Source organism: Parasphingopyxis algicola (assembly GCF_013378075.1).
GTDB classification, from domain to species: domain Bacteria; phylum Pseudomonadota; class Alphaproteobacteria; order Sphingomonadales; family Sphingomonadaceae; genus Parasphingopyxis; species Parasphingopyxis algicola.
In genome coordinates this window covers 3044095-3057889 of the sequence record NZ_CP051131.1, presented here as the reverse complement: position 1 = coordinate 3057889, position 13795 = coordinate 3044095, and the positions used below count along the sequence as shown (strand labels likewise).

At 62.2% G+C, this 13795-nt stretch carries 15 protein-coding genes; 3 read left to right on the top strand and 12 right to left on the bottom strand.

Going from position 1 to position 13795, the window contains the following annotated elements; translation table 11 throughout:
- Positions 1–25: 25 nt before the first annotated feature.
- The 12 genes from rpsC to rpsL all read right to left on the bottom strand — a co-directional run bounded on the left by rpsC (position 26) and on the right by rpsL (position 8944).
- Positions 26–724, bottom strand: coding sequence for a 30S ribosomal protein S3 (gene rpsC / locus HFP57_RS15115; RefSeq protein WP_176870557.1), 699 nt, complete (start codon positions 722–724; stop codon positions 26–28).
- Positions 724–1101 (bottom strand): 50S ribosomal protein L22, encoded by a 378-nt coding sequence (gene rplV / locus HFP57_RS15110; RefSeq protein WP_176870556.1) that lies wholly within the window; start codon positions 1099–1101, stop codon positions 724–726. Before rplV ends, rpsC begins: the two co-directional genes overlap by 1 nt.
- 2 nt (positions 1102–1103) lie before the next feature.
- The gene (gene rpsS / locus HFP57_RS15105) at positions 1104–1376 is read right to left on the bottom strand and encodes a 30S ribosomal protein S19 (protein WP_176870555.1); all 273 of its coding nucleotides are present in this window, start codon (positions 1374–1376) and stop codon (positions 1104–1106) included.
- Positions 1377–1378: 2 nt separating this feature from the next.
- The gene (gene rplB, locus HFP57_RS15100) at positions 1379–2218 is read right to left on the bottom strand and encodes a 50S ribosomal protein L2 (protein WP_176870554.1); all 840 of its coding nucleotides are present in this window, start codon (positions 2216–2218) and stop codon (positions 1379–1381) included.
- A gap of 3 nt (positions 2219–2221) precedes the next feature.
- Positions 2222–2536 (bottom strand): 50S ribosomal protein L23, encoded by a 315-nt coding sequence (locus tag HFP57_RS15095; protein WP_176870553.1) that lies wholly within the window; start codon positions 2534–2536, stop codon positions 2222–2224.
- Entirely contained in the window at positions 2529–3155 is a 627-nt protein-coding gene (gene rplD, locus HFP57_RS15090; protein ID WP_176870552.1) for a 50S ribosomal protein L4, read from the bottom strand. Before rplD ends, HFP57_RS15095 begins: the two co-directional genes overlap by 8 nt.
- Before the next feature lie 3 nt (positions 3156–3158).
- On the bottom strand, positions 3159–4010 hold the full coding sequence (rplC, locus tag HFP57_RS15085) for a 50S ribosomal protein L3 (RefSeq protein WP_176871353.1): 852 nt from the start codon (positions 4008–4010) through the stop codon (positions 3159–3161).
- A 247-nt stretch (positions 4011–4257) separates the two neighbouring features.
- Entirely contained in the window at positions 4258–4569 is a 312-nt protein-coding gene (gene rpsJ, locus HFP57_RS15080; protein WP_116235891.1) for a 30S ribosomal protein S10, read from the bottom strand.
- A 118-nt stretch (positions 4570–4687) separates the two neighbouring features.
- Positions 4688–5878 carry an elongation factor Tu gene (gene tuf / locus HFP57_RS15075; protein WP_176870551.1) on the bottom strand — a complete coding sequence of 397 codons (1191 nt, stop codon included), beginning with the start codon at positions 5876–5878 and terminating at the stop codon, positions 4688–4690.
- A 48-nt stretch (positions 5879–5926) separates the two neighbouring features.
- Positions 5927–8017, bottom strand: coding sequence for an elongation factor G (fusA, locus tag HFP57_RS15070; RefSeq protein WP_176870550.1), 2091 nt, complete (start codon positions 8015–8017; stop codon positions 5927–5929).
- Between the two features lie 62 nt (positions 8018–8079).
- Positions 8080–8550: a 30S ribosomal protein S7 gene (gene rpsG, locus HFP57_RS15065; RefSeq protein ID WP_176870549.1), complete on the bottom strand. Its 471-nt coding sequence runs from the start codon at positions 8548–8550 to the stop codon at positions 8080–8082.
- 22 nt (positions 8551–8572) lie between these two features.
- A complete protein-coding gene (rpsL, locus tag HFP57_RS15060; RefSeq protein WP_176870548.1) occupies positions 8573–8944 on the bottom strand; it encodes a 30S ribosomal protein S12 in 372 nt (123 codons plus the stop codon).
- 339 nt (positions 8945–9283) lie between these two features.
- Between rpsL and HFP57_RS15055 the strand changes: the two genes are divergently transcribed.
- The 3 genes from HFP57_RS15055 (at position 9284) to HFP57_RS15045 (ending at position 13720) form a co-directional block, all read left to right on the top strand.
- Positions 9284–10546, top strand: coding sequence for an amidohydrolase family protein (locus HFP57_RS15055; protein WP_176870547.1), 1263 nt, complete (start codon positions 9284–9286; stop codon positions 10544–10546).
- 151 nt (positions 10547–10697) lie between these two features.
- Positions 10698–13091 carry a TonB-dependent receptor gene (locus HFP57_RS15050; RefSeq protein ID WP_176870546.1) on the top strand — a complete coding sequence of 798 codons (2394 nt, stop codon included), beginning with the start codon at positions 10698–10700 and terminating at the stop codon, positions 13089–13091.
- 140 nt (positions 13092–13231) lie between these two features.
- Entirely contained in the window at positions 13232–13720 is a 489-nt protein-coding gene (locus tag HFP57_RS15045) for a hypothetical protein (RefSeq protein WP_176870545.1), read from the top strand.
- Positions 13721–13795: the final 75 nt, after the last annotated feature.

Sequence of the window (13795 nt, the reverse complement as noted above, 5' to 3'; positions counted from 1 at the left end):
CGTGCCGTACCTTCCTCAAAAACTCTTAGCGCTGCGCCGGGCGAACGCCCGAAGTCTGCGCTTCGACCATCAGCCGGTCCTGGGCCGTGGGATCATGGGCCATGATTTCGCCCTTGAAGATCCAGCATTTCACGCCGCACACGCCATAGGCGGTGTGGGCCGAAACCTCGGCATAATCGACATTGGCGCGCAGCGTGTGCAACGGCACCCGGCCTTCGCGATACCATTCGGTGCGCGCGATTTCCGCGCCGCCGAGACGGCCACCGCAAGTGATCTTGATGCCTTCCGCACCGAGCCGCAGCGCCGACTGAACGGCGCGCTTCATGGCGCGACGGAACGCGATCCGGCGCTCAAGCTGATCGGCGACCGACTGGGCGACCAGGCGGGCATCGACTTCGGGCTTGCGGATCTCGACGATGTTCAACGACACGTCGCTGTCCGTCATCTCGCCGAGCTTCTTCCTGAGCTTCTCGATGTCCGCGCCCTTCTTGCCGATGATCACGCCGGGGCGTGCGGCATAGACCGACACGCGGCACAGCTTCGCCGGACGCTCGATCACGACCTTGGAGATCGCGGCCTGCGGTACGGTTTCCATGATGTATTTGCGGATCTTGAGATCCTCCATCAGCAGCCGGCCATATTCATGGCCCTCGGCGTACCAGCGGCTGTCCCAGGTCCGGTTGATCTGGAGGCGCATGCCTATCGGGTTGGATTTATGACCCATTACGCGTCTTCCTCTTCACGAACGACAATGCGGATGCGGCTGAACGGCTTGACGATCCGGGCCGAACGGCCACGGGCGCGGGCGCGCCAGCGCTTCATCGTCAGCGCCTTGCCGACACTCGCCTCGCTGACGACCAGCGCGTCGATGTCGAGATTGTGGTTATTCTCCGCATTGGCGATCGCCGACTGCAGAACCTTTTTCACGTCGACCGCCATGGCGCGCTTGGAGAAGCTCAACGCGTTGAGCGCCTCCTCGGCCTTCTTGCCGCGGATCAGACCGGCGACGAGATTGAGCTTCTGCGCCGAACCGCGGATCGAACTGCCGACGGCAAATGCCTCGTTTTCCTCGACGCGACGGGGATTAGCCTGCTTGCCCATGACTAGCGCCCCTTCCTGTCGGCCATATGGCCGGGGAAGTAACGGGTCGGCGCGAACTCGCCGAGCTTGTGCCCGACCATGTCCTCGTTAACCGAAACCGGCACGAACTTGCGGCCGTTGTAAACGTTGAAGGTCAGGCCGACGAACTGCGGCAGGATCGTCGAACGGCGCGACCAGGTCTTGATCGGTTTGTTCGAATTTTCGTCCTGCGCCGTTTCGGCTTTCTTCAGGAGATGAAGGTCTACGAACGGACCTTTCCATACGGACCGGGCCATGACTACCTCTTCTTCTTCTTGTGCCGCGAACGGATGATCATCTTGTTCGAGGCAGCCTTGGGGTTACGGGTACGGGCGCCCTTGGTCGGCTTGCCCGTGGGCGACACCGGATGGCGGCCGCCCGAAGTCTTGCCTTCACCACCACCATGCGGGTGATCGACCGGGTTCTTCGCGACGCCGCGGGTAAGCGGCTTCTTGCCGCGCCAGCGGTTGCGACCGGCCTTGGCGAAATAGGTGTTGGCGTTGTCCGGGTTCGACACGGCACCGACCGTACCCATGCAATCGGCCGGGATGTAACGCTGCTCGCCAGACTTCAGGCGAACCATCACCATGCCGCGATCGCGGCCGACGAGCTGCACATAGGTGCCGGCGGCGCGGGCGATCTGGCCACCCTTGCCCGGACGCATCTCGATATTGTGGCAGATCGTGCCGACCGGCATCTGGCCGAGCAGCATGGCGTTACCGGGCTTGGTATCGACCTTTTCGCCGGCGACGACCGTGTCGCCCACATCGAGCCGCTGCGGCGCGAGAATATAGGCGAGTTCGCCATCGCTATATTTGACGAGCGCGATGAACGCCGACCGGTTCGGATCATATTCGATCCGCTCCACCGTCGCTTCCACGTCCCATTTGCGGCGCTTGAAGTCGACCTTGCGGTACTTCTGCTTGTGACCGCCGCCGATGCCGCGCGAGGTGACATGGCCCATATTGTTGCGGCCGCCGGTCTTGCGCTTGCCTTCGACGAGCGCCTTGACGGGACCGCCCTTATAGAGGCCGGACTTGTCGACGATGACGAGATGGCGCCGGCCAGGGCTCGTCGGTTTGGCTGATTTGAGTGCCATCGCTTAGATCCCCGTCGTCACGTCAATGGAGTCGCCGTCCGCGAGGGTGACGACCGCCTTTTTGAGGTCGGTGCGCCGATAGGGAAGACCCCGCCAGCGCTTCGATTTGCCCTTCTGGATCAGCGTGTTGACCTTCGTTACCCGAACGTCGAACAGCGCTTCCACCGCCGCCTTGATGGCCGGCTTGGTGGCGTCCTTGCTGACCTGGAAAACAACCGCGTTGTTCTCGCTGAGCAGAGTGGATTTTTCGGTGATGTGCGGACCCTTGATCACGTCATAATGCTCAAGAGCGACCGCTTCGGTTTTCTTCTTAGCCATTGAAGCGCGCCTCCAGCTGTTCGACCGCGGCGCGGGTCAGAACCAGCGTTTCATGGTTGAGGATATCGTAAACATTCGCGCCGATCGCGGGCATCACATCGACGCCGACGATATTGGCCGAAGCCTTGCGGAAATTGTCGTTCACGGCCTCGCCATCGATAACCAGCGCCGACTTGCCCAGACCGAGCTTGTCGAAATGGCCCTTGAGCGCCTTGGTCTTCACATCCTTGAGATCGATATTCTCGATGACGATCAGACTGTCATTCTTGGCTTTCGACGACAGCGCCATCTTCAGCCCGAGCGCGCGAACCTTCTTGTTCAGCGACGGATTGAAATCGCGCTTGCGCGGGCCATGGGCCTTGCCGCCGCCGATGAAGATCGGAGCGCGGCGCGAGCCGTGACGGGCCGTGCCGCCGCCCTTCTGCTTGCCGTATTTCTTGCCGGTGCGATTGACGTCCGAACGCTCCTGCGCGGCGCGGGCCGTCGGCCGGCGCTTTTCGAGCTGCCAGTTGACCACCCGGTGCAGGATGTCGGCACGCGGATCGAGACCGAAAATCTCGTCCTTGAGATCGATATCGCCCTTGGCTTTGGCGTCGAGGGTTTTGACCTTGAGCTTCATGGCTTAGCCCTCCTTCTCTTCGCCGCTGCCGGCGTCGTCGCCCTTCGGCTCTTCGGCCGGCGTTTCGGTTTCAGCCGCTGCGGCTTCGATCTCGGCGTCGGTCGGACCCGTGTCGACTTCCTGAACGGCGCCTTCCTCGATCATGCCGGCCGGCGCGTCCTCGGTCGCCGTTTCATCGGCGTTGCGGCGCAGGCCGCCCGGGATCGGCGCATCTTCATGCAGCGGCACTTTCACCGCGTCGTTGACGATGAGCCATGCACCCTTGTGACCCGGAACCGATCCCTTGATGAAGATCAGGCCGCGCGCCGCATCGGTGCGGACGATTTCCAGATTCTGCTGGGTGCGCTGACGGTCGCCCATATGGCCGGCCATCTTCTTGTTCTTGAACACCTTGCCCGGATCCTGGCGGTTACCCGTCGAACCGTGCGAGCGGTGAGAGATCGAGACGCCGTGCGTCGCGCGCAGACCGCCGAAACCGTGCCGCTTCATGGCGCCGGCAAAGCCCTTGCCCTGCGTCTGGCCCGTCACGTCGACGATCTGGCCGGCGACGAAATGGTCGGCGGTCAGCGTCGCGCCGACCGGAAGCAGCGCTTCCTCGTCGACCCGGAACTCGGCAAGGCGAGCCTTGGGCTCGACTTCACTTTTCGCGTAATGGCCACGGACCGGCTTCGAAACATTCTTCGCCTTGGCGCTACCCGCGCCCAGCTGCACGGCGGTATAACCGTCGCGTTCCGCTTCCCGGACCGACACAACCTGACAGTTATCCAACTGCAGGACGGTAACCGGCACATGCCGACCGTCCGCCTGGAACAGGCGCGTCATTCCCATTTTCTTCGCGATAACGCCACTGCGCATCACTGTACGTCTCCTCGACAGAGGCCCGCCGCACACATGCCGCGGGCATATTCACTCACCAACAATTTTCTGCGTTCCCCGTCCGGGGTAAATGCTGCGCGGCAATTCGAGCCGCGAGACAAGACGGAGGACGCAGACCACGGACAAAACCGTGCGGTATCCAAGTTTCGGTGCTCCGGCGAAGGCCGGAGCCTAGAGCTTCAAGCGGCTCGTTTTGCCGCCCTTGACTCCGGCCTTCGCCCGAGCACTAGGCCAATTTAATCTCTACATCGACACCGGCGGCCAGATCGAGCTTCATCAGCGCATCGACCGTCTGCGGTGTCGGCTGCACGATGTCGAGCAGCCTTTTGTACGTCCGAACCTCGAACTGCTCGCGCGACTTCTTGTCGACATGCGGGCCGCGGTTCACCGTGAATTTTTCAATTCGCGTGGGCATCGGAATGGGTCCGCGAATGAGCGCGCCGGTGCGACGGGCCGTATCGGCGATGTCGCCGGTTGCCTGATCGAGCACGCGATGATCGAATGCCTTCAGACGAATACGAATATTCTGCGTTTCCATGTCCAACTACCGATGCGAAAGAGCCAAACCCGGCCGAAGCCGGGCCAAACAAACAACTTGTAACAAAACAAGCCGCCCGACTCCCCGAAGGGAATCGGGCGGGCTTGCGCGTCCTATACTATGCAGTGATGTCGCCGACAACCCCTGCGCCGACCGTGCGGCCACCTTCGCGGATTGCGAAGCGCAGGCCCTGGTCCATGGCGATCGGAGCGATCAGCTTGACACCCAGCTTAACATTGTCGCCCGGCATGACCATCTCGGTGCCCTCGGGCAGCGTGATCTCGCCGGTGACGTCCGTCGTGCGGAAGTAGAACTGCGGACGATAGTTCGCGAAGAACGGCGTGTGACGGCCACCTTCGTCTTTCGACAGCACATACACTTCAGCCGAGAATTCGGTGTGCGGGGTGATCGAGCCCGGCTTGGCCAGAACCTGGCCGCGCTCGACGCCGTCACGCTCGACACCGCGAAGCAGCGCGCCGATATTGTCGCCGGCACGGCCTTCGTCGAGCAGCTTGCGGAACATTTCGACGCCGGTAACCGTGGTCTTGGACGTATCCTTGATACCCACGATTTCGACTTCGTCGCCCGTGTTGACGATGCCCGTTTCGACACGGCCGGTAACAACCGTACCGCGACCCGAGATCGAGAACACGTCCTCGATCGGCATCAGGAACGGCTTGTCCAGCGGACGCTCCGGCTGCGGGATATATTCGTCGACGGCCTTCATGAGCTCGAGGATCGAGTTCTTGCCGATTTCGTCGTCGCGGCCTTCGAGAGCGGCGAGCGCCGAACCCTTGACGATCGGAATATCGTCGCCCGGGAATTCGTAGCTCGACAGCAGTTCGCGGATTTCCAGCTCGACCAGTTCGATCAGCTCTTCGTCGTCGACCTGATCGACCTTGTTCATGTACACGACGAGCGCCGGCACACCGACCTGACGGGCGAGCAGGATGTGCTCGCGGGTCTGCGGCATGGGGCCGTCCGCGGCGTTCACGACGAGGATCGCGCCGTCCATCTGGGCGGCACCGGTGATCATGTTCTTCACATAGTCGGCGTGGCCCGGGCAATCGACATGCGCATAGTGGCGCGCTTCGGTTTCATATTCGACGTGCGCGGTCGAAATGGTGATGCCACGCTCGCGCTCTTCCGGAGCCTTGTCGATATTGGCAAAATCGACGGCTTCACCGCCACCGGATTCGGACAGAACCTTGGTAATCGCAGCCGTCAGCGTCGTCTTACCATGGTCGACATGGCCGATCGTGCCGATGTTGCAGTGCGGTTTGGTCCGCTCAAATTTTTCCTTCGACATTGTATATTCCTCGTCTTTTACGTCTCTTAAAAATTCAACACTTCACGCTCAGGCAAGCTTCGCCTTCACTTCGTCGGCTACCTGCTGCGGCACTTCCTCATAATGAGAGAACTGCATCGTATACTGGGCGCGCCCTTGGGAGAACGAGCGAAGCTCATTAACGTAGCCGAACATATTCGCAAGGGGCACGATGGCGTCGACCGTCTGGGCGTTGCCCCGGCTGTCTGTGCCCTGCACCTGACCACGGCGGCTGTTCAAATCGCCGATCACGTCGCCCAGATAGTCTTCCGGTGTCACGACCTCAACCTTCATCACCGGCTCGAGCAACTTGATGCCGGCCTTCTGCGCGACTTCGCGCATCGTGGCCCGGCCGCAAATCTCGAACGCCAGCGCCGAAGAGTCGACGTCATGATACTTGCCGTCGAGCAGCTCGATGTTGAAATCGATGATCGGGAAGCCGATGAGCGAACCGGTTTCGGCGGTTTCGCGCATGCCCTTTTCGACCGACGGGATATATTCCTTCGGAACGTTACCGCCCTTGACCGAATCCGAAAATTCGATGCCCGAACCGCGTTCGCCCGGCGTGACCGAGACTTTGACCTCGGCGAACTGACCCGAACCACCCGACTGCTTCTTGTGGGTGTAGGTAAGCTCGACCGGCTTGGCGAGGCTCTCGCGATAGGCGACCTGCGGCGCGCCGACATTGGCGTCCACCTTGAATTCGCGCTTCATGCGGTCGACGAGAATCTCGAGATGGAGCTCGCCCATCCCCTTGATGATCGTCTGGCCGGACTCTTCGTCCGACGTCACGCGGAAGCTCGGATCCTCGGCGGCCAGGCGGTTGAGCGCGATGCCCATCTTTTCCTGGTCGGCCTTGGTCTTCGGCTCGACGGCAACTTCGATAACCGGATCGGGGAATTCCATCCGCTCGAGAATGATCGGCGCGTTCGACGCGCAGAGCGTATCGCCCGTGGTGACATTCTTGAGGCCCGCGATGGCGACGATATCGCCCGCATAGGCCGTTTCGATATCTTCCCGGTCGTTCGCATGCATGAGCAGCATGCGGCCGATCTTCTCTTTCGAATCCTTGACCGAGTTCATCACCTGGTCGGACCGGTCGAGCTGCCCGGAATAGACGCGGCAAAAAGTCAGCGTACCGACAAACGGATCGGTCATGATCTTGAACGCGAGGGCCGAGAACGGCGCTTCGTCGCTGGATGCGCGCGATTCCTCGATTTCCTCCTCGTCTTCGCGCTGGCCCGGCTTGATGCCCTTGATGGCGGCAACGTCGGTCGGCGCCGGCAGATAATCGACAACGGCATCGAGCAGGGGCTGCACGCCCTTGTTCTTGAACGCCGAACCGCAGAGAACCGGAACGAAAGCCTGCTCGAGCGTGCCCTTGCGGATCATCTTGCGGAGCGTATCGGCATCGGGCTCGTTGCCTTCGAGATAGGCTTCCATGACATCGTCGTCCTGCTCGACGGCGAGTTCCATCATGGTCTCGCGCGCAGCGGCGGCTGCGTCGGCCATATCGGCGGGGATGTCCGTGATCTCGAATTCGGCGCCCAGCGATTCATCTTTCCAGATGATCGCATTGTTGTTCACGAGATCGACGACACCCTTCAGATCGGCTTCGAGGCCGATCGGCAGCGTCAGCACTAGCGGCGTCGCGCCGAGCCGGTCGACGATCATTTCGACGCACATGTCGAAATTCGCGCCCGTACGGTCGAGCTTGTTGATGAAGCACATCCGCGGCACTTTGTAGCGATCGGCCTGGCGCCAGACGGTTTCGGACTGCGGCTCGACGCCGGCGACGCCGTCGAACACCGCGACCGCGCCATCGAGCACGCGCAGCGCGCGCTCGACTTCGATCGTGAAGTCCACGTGACCCGGGGTATCGATGATGTTGATGCGATGATCTTTCCAGAAGGTCGTGGTCGCAGCCGACGTGATCGTGATCCCGCGCTCCTGCTCCTGCTCCATCCAGTCCATCGTCGCGGCGCCGTCATGGACTTCGCCGATCTTGTAGGACTTGCCGGTGTAGTAGAGGATGCGTTCGGTCGTCGTCGTCTTGCCGGCATCGATGTGGGCCATGATGCCGATGTTGCGATACATGTCGATCGAAGTGTCGCGGGCCATTTCAAATTGCTCCAGTAACGGCCGTCGGGCCGCTTATTGTCAGTGTCAGTGCGACCAGCGCCCTACCAGCGATAGTGCGAGAAGGCGCGGTTGGCTTCCGCCATCTTGTGCGTGTCTTCGCGCTTCTTAACGGCATTGCCGCGGTTGTTCGACGCGTCGAGCAGTTCGCCCGACAGACGCGCGGCCATCGTGTTCTCGCCGCGGCCGCGTGCAGCGCCGATCAACCAGCGAATGGCCAGCGCCTGGGCGCGCTCGGGACGCACTTCGACCGGCACCTGATAGGTCGCGCCGCCGACCCGGCGGCTGCGGACCTCGACGCCCGGCTTGATGTTGTTGAGCGCGTCGTGGAACACCTGCATCGGATCGGCCTTGGACTTGGCTTCGACCTGGTCGAGCGCGCCATAGACGATACCTTCGGCGACGGACTTCTTGCCGTCATACATCAGGTTGTTCATGAATTTGGACAGCACCACATCCCCGAATTTGGGGTCTGGCAGAATTTCCCGCTTTTCGGGACGGCGACGACGAGACATATCGTTAAACCTCTAGATCAATCTATTTGGGGCGCTTGGCGCCGTACTTCGAACGGCTCTGCCTGCGGTCCTTCACGCCCTGCGTGTCGAGAACGCCGCGCAGCACGTGATAGCGGACGCCGGGAAGGTCGCGCACACGACCGCCGCGGATCAGCACCACCGAGTGCTCCTGCAGATTATGCCCTTCGCCCGGAATATAGCTGATGACTTCGCGCTGGTTGGTCAGGCGGACCTTGGCCACCTTGCGCAGAGCCGAGTTCGGCTTTTTCGGGGTCGTGGTATAGACGCGCGTGCAAACGCCCCGCTTCTGCGGGTTCGCTTCCAGCGCGGGCACTTTCGATTTGACCCGTTCGGGTTTGCGGCCCTTGCGGACCAGCTGATTGATCGTCGGCATGAAGCCCTTCACCTTTATTCAGTTACTTTGTCACAAGCACGCCGCGCATCTTCCGAGCCCGGTTTTTCCCGGAAGCCGGAAACGCACAAAGGCCTTCCGGTAACCGCTAGCGGCTCCGCAAGGCCCCATACACGCCAATGGCAATGTTCAAGCTCTCGTACCATGTCGAATCGCGTCTGGGTTGAATTCCCACCACCGATCCTCGGTACGGGCGGCGATATAGCGACGGTCCGGCAGGCGGTCAATGGTTCTGGTCCGCTGAATCTCCGTGCAAATTGTTTGACGCCCATTTGGGGGATTCTTAAACCGGTCCTCGTGCAGAGCATTGGAGCAAAGCGCGTGAAGGCCCTTTCCAGCTTTCTTGTTTCGCTGAGTGTCGTCACCAGCACATCGGCGCCGGCTATCGAACCGCCGCCAACCCTCCAGTTCGACAATGGCCAATGGCTTGGCGGCGAAGGGTTCGAAACGGGCACGGTCTATTCCACCGCCGGAAGGCTGACATCGGTTCGGCCGCCACGCATTGACGACCGGATCGATCTTGGCGGCGGCTATGTGATCCCGCCGCTATGCGAGGCGCACAACCATAATCTCGGCGGCGACGAAGACGAACGGGAAATCATCGACCGCTATCTCGAAGCCGGCATTTATTATGTCGGGATCCTCAGCAACTTTCCGAGATACACGGGAATGGCGCTGCGGAATTTCAACCGGCCCGACAGCGTCGACGTGCAATTCGCCAATGGCGGCATCACCGCTCCCGGTGCCCATCCGATTCCGCTTCGCGAGCGATTGCTGGGCTTTGGCGCCTATCCGGACTTCACGCGCGAGAGCCTCGCGGATCACGCCTATTTCGCCGTCGGCACGGCGGAGGACCTCGACCGCATCTGGCCGATCGCGCTCAGCTACCGCCCAGATTTCATCAAGATTTTCATCATGCAATCGGAAGCGCATGACGCGCCGCCCGAGGATACCGAATATGAAGGCGCGCGCGGTCTGCATCCGGAGCTGGCAGGGGCACTGGTCGAGCGCGCCCATGACCATGGCCTGAGAATATTCGCGCATGTCGAAACGGCCGCCGATTTCGCGCTCGCGGTCGATCTCGGCGTAGATGTCGTCGCCCATCTTCCGGGGCGGCGGTCGCCGGAAATGATTGCGCCCGAAGCCGCCCATCGAGCAGCCGAACGCGGCGTGGCGGTGCACACAACGGCGGTGCTGGCTGATCGCCTCCGCGAGCGAGACCCGGAAGGCTATGCAGCGGTCCGCAACGCCCAGATTGCAAATCTTCGTCTCTTGCGAGAGGCGGGGGTCATGCTTGCCATCGGCAGCGATCTCTATGGCTCCGACAGCCGCGCGGAGGTCGAGTATCTACGCGAACTGAACATATTCTCGCCGCTAGAGCTGCTCGAGATGTGGACGGCGAATTGCGCGAGGACGGTTTTCCCCAATCGCCGGATTGGCGCGTTGAGCGAGGGTCATGAAACCAGCGTCCTCGTGCTCGACGGCAACCCGCTCGAAAATTGGTCGGCGATCGGCGAGATCAATCTGCGCGTTAAGGACGGCCACATACTTGAACTGCAAGAGAGCCGGAGTATGGGCGAATAGCGTCCATGGGGGCGCCGGTTCGCCGCATGACCCGCATTGTCCCGAAACCGACATTGCACTGCAACATAACGGCATCAATTCACGGCTAGGCATCTTCTCGTTCCCGGCGGTTGTCCCCCCGCTCGATCCCCGAGAAGAGAAAGCCATATCCATGACCCGAATCTCCTGTTTCGCCGTTGCCGCCCTGCTTGCCGGGACGTGCAGCACGAACGCGCTGGCGCAAGGCAATGCCGCCGCCGACACGATGGTCGCCAATGCACCGATCGTCGTCACCGCGCAGAAACGCGAGGAAGCGATCACCGACGTGCCGCTGACCGTCACCGCCTATTCGGGCGAGACTCTCGAGAATATCGGCATCGACGAGTTCGACGAACTCTCCGCCTTCGTGCCCGGCCTCAACATCCAAGAGCAGAGCGCCAACAATCCGGGCTTCGTCATCCGCGGCATCACCTCGGACTCGGGCAGCGCGCAGATCGCGCCGCGCGTGACCATCTACTATAACGGCATCGACGTCTCGCGGTCGCGCGGCTCCTATTTCGACCTGTTCGATATCGAGCGGATCGAAGTGGTGAAGGGTCCCCAGGCGACCTTGTTCGGAACCGCCGCGACGATCGGCGCGCTCTCGGTCGTGACCGCCCGCCCCACGCCCGACGAGAGTGCGGCCTTCTCGGCCTCCTATGGCAATTACGACGCGATCGAACTCAACGGGATGATCAATGGCGGGACGGACGATATCGCCGCCCGCCTCGCCTTCGTCTACAAGGAGCGCGACGGCTATATCCGCAACATCGCGGGCGAACCGGGGACGGCCAGCGAGGCCATCGTCGGCATCGACCAGGACGATCTCAACGGCATCGAACAGTTCGGCATCCGCGGATCGCTCCGGATCTTCCCGACCGACGACAGCACGATTGACCTCATTCTCACCTATGAGCAGCAGCGCAACAGCGGCACCGCGTTCAAGTCGGGATCGATCCCGCCGACCGGCGGCGATACCAGCCCGTTCAGCTTTGCCGAGCTCGGCGGCTCGCCGTTCAGCGAAACGGTACTCGGCATCCGCGATCTCGGGCTGGAACGCGAGGTGTTCGATGCCAGCCTGACCTTCAATGCGCCGATCACCGACACTCTCTCGCTGACCTCGATCACCGGATATCGCCGCTTCGACAGTCTCGAGACCTTCGACGCCGACGGTTCGGCGCTCTTCTATCTGGAATTCGCCGAGGATGCCGAAGGCGAGCAGATGAGCCACGAAACCCGCATCACCTATGAAGGCGACATGTTCCGCGGTTTCGCCGGCTTCAACATCTTCCATGAGGAAGGCACGCAGCGCGTCCCCTTCTCGACTGACGAAGGCACCTATATCGCCTGCGCGCCGTTCGGTGCCTTCGCCCCGATCCAGGCAAATCTCTCGGCGGCACTCGGCGACGCGGACCCGTGCGTCGCGGCCGACGGGACGTTGAACGCCGCGCTCGCCACTGCGATCCTCACCGGCGGCGGTGCCACGGTCCTCCCCTATCAGAGCGTGTTCCAGAATGGCGGCAAGAACAGCAGCTATTCGGCCTTTGCCGACGCGACGCTCGATCTCGGCCGGTTCGAGCTGACCGCCGGCCTGCGGTACGTCTACGAGGAACGCCGGTCGAGCTACAGCGCCACCCAGCCGGGCAGCGCGATCTTCGCCGGTCTGGGCGCGCCGGGCGTCTCCCTGCTCGGCGCGGCCGACACCGGCGGCGCGACGTTCAGCGCCGAGGACGATTTCCACGCCTGGCTGCCGCGTTTCAACGCGCTCTACCGGATCACGGACGATATCAATGTCTACGCCACGATATCCAAGGGCCGCCGCGCGCCGGTCATCGATCTCAGCGCCCTGGCGACGGCCACTGGCACGGTGCCGGACGTCACCCTGGTCGCGAGCGAGCGCGTCTGGAACTATGAAGGTGGGATCAAGGCCGATATCGACGGCTTTTTCGGGTCGATCGGCGTCTTCTACCAGGATTATTCGAACTTCCAGACGAGTTTCTTCGAGGAAGGCACGGGCCAGATCGTCCCGGTCAACGCCGGCGAAGCGAGCAATTTCGGCGTCGAGATCGAAGCGGCCTATCAGGTGGTCCCCGAACTCCGGCTGTTCGCCAACTATGCCTATATCGACGCCGAGATCGATGCCCCGGCCTCGGGCGGCGCGACGCAGTTTGTCGGCAGCCGGTTCCGCCTCCAGCCCGAGCATTCGGCATCGGGCGGTGCGCAGTTCGCCATCGGCATCGCCGAGGGTGCGGAATTCTTCCTGACCCCGACCGTCACCTATCAGAGCCGGGTCTTTTTCGAGGTACCCAATACGCAGCTGACCAGCGAGGACGGCTATGTGCTCGTCAATCTGCGCGGCGGCGTCAGCTTCGGCGACGGCCGCTACGAGATTGTCGGTTTTGCCCGTAACCTGTTCGACGGGGACTATCTGATCGACGCGGGCAATACCGGCGGCGCCTTCGGCACGCCGACCTTTATCGCCGGCGAACCCGCGCTGTACGGTATCGAGATCGGCATGCGTTTCTAGGGATCCGCGACATCGATAGAAAAACTCGATCACTGTAAGCGAAAAGCTTTCCGGCTTCGGCGGTAACGTCGGGGCCGGACGCCGCGAACTCCCCGATGACCGCGCCGATGTTTCGGCAGACCAGAAACGGGAGACCAAAGATGATCAAGCAGATCCTTTTCGCAACGGCGGCCTTTTCGGTCGCGATCGGCGCAACCCTGACGGCAACCGGCCCGGCCCTCGCGCAGACCGGCGATGCCGCCACGACGTTCCAGCTTTCTGCCGCAATGCGCAGTGTCTCGCTTGGCGAGGCGATGGCCGATGCCCAAAGCCGCACCGAATTCGGGCTGGCCGGTCGGCCGGTGCATGGTGTGGAATCGAACGCGGGCGCGGCCGCCGTCACGACCGAGAGCCTAGGTGCCGCGCCGACACCGGAAACCCCGCGCCTCGCCATGCTCGACGGGTTCAGCATCGACGAACAGCGCCTCGGCGATATCATGATCGGCGCGGGCATCGATATCGTGCGGCCGTACCGGATGGTCGATCTGGCCAGCGACGATCATGACTTCGGCAATACCGGCTTTTCCGAGGTCGACGCGTTCCACACCGATCCGTCGTCTTCGCAGATCGGCATCCGGTTCCGCTTCTGACCGCGCCCGCCCCTTGCGCGGTCCCATTGCGGTCTTCCCGATCATCAGCGGGAAGGCCGCTTTTTGCGCACAATT

Bases quoted from the DNA above. Each gene is read 5' to 3' on its own strand.
- rpsC (WP_176870557.1), bottom strand. From the start codon at position 724: ATGGGTCATAAATCCAACCCGATAGGCATGCGCCTCCAGATCAACCGG.
- rplV (WP_176870556.1), bottom strand. From the start codon at position 1,101: ATGGGCAAGCAGGCTAATCCCCGTCGCGTCGAGGAAAACGAGGCATTT.
- rpsS (WP_176870555.1), bottom strand. From the start codon at position 1,376: ATGGCCCGGTCCGTATGGAAAGGTCCGTTCGTAGACCTTCATCTCCTG.
- rplB (WP_176870554.1), bottom strand. From the start codon at position 2,218: ATGGCACTCAAATCAGCCAAACCGACGAGCCCTGGCCGGCGCCATCTC.
- HFP57_RS15095 (WP_176870553.1), bottom strand. From the start codon at position 2,536: ATGGCTAAGAAGAAAACCGAAGCGGTCGCTCTTGAGCATTATGACGTG.
- rplD (WP_176870552.1), bottom strand. From the start codon at position 3,155: ATGAAGCTCAAGGTCAAAACCCTCGACGCCAAAGCCAAGGGCGATATC.
- rplC (WP_176871353.1), bottom strand. From the start codon at position 4,010: ATGCGCAGTGGCGTTATCGCGAAGAAAATGGGAATGACGCGCCTGTTC.
- rpsJ (WP_116235891.1), bottom strand. From the start codon at position 4,569: ATGGAAACGCAGAATATTCGTATTCGTCTGAAGGCATTCGATCATCGC.
- tuf (WP_176870551.1), bottom strand. From the start codon at position 5,878: ATGTCGAAGGAAAAATTTGAGCGGACCAAACCGCACTGCAACATCGGC.
- fusA (WP_176870550.1), bottom strand. From the start codon at position 8,017: ATGGCCCGCGACACTTCGATCGACATGTATCGCAACATCGGCATCATG.
- rpsG (WP_176870549.1), bottom strand. From the start codon at position 8,550: ATGTCTCGTCGTCGCCGTCCCGAAAAGCGGGAAATTCTGCCAGACCCC.
- rpsL (WP_176870548.1), bottom strand. From the start codon at position 8,944: ATGCCGACGATCAATCAGCTGGTCCGCAAGGGCCGCAAACCCGAACGG.
- HFP57_RS15050 (WP_176870546.1), top strand. From the start codon at position 10,698: ATGACCCGAATCTCCTGTTTCGCCGTTGCCGCCCTGCTTGCCGGGACG.
- HFP57_RS15045 (WP_176870545.1), top strand. From the start codon at position 13,232: ATGATCAAGCAGATCCTTTTCGCAACGGCGGCCTTTTCGGTCGCGATC.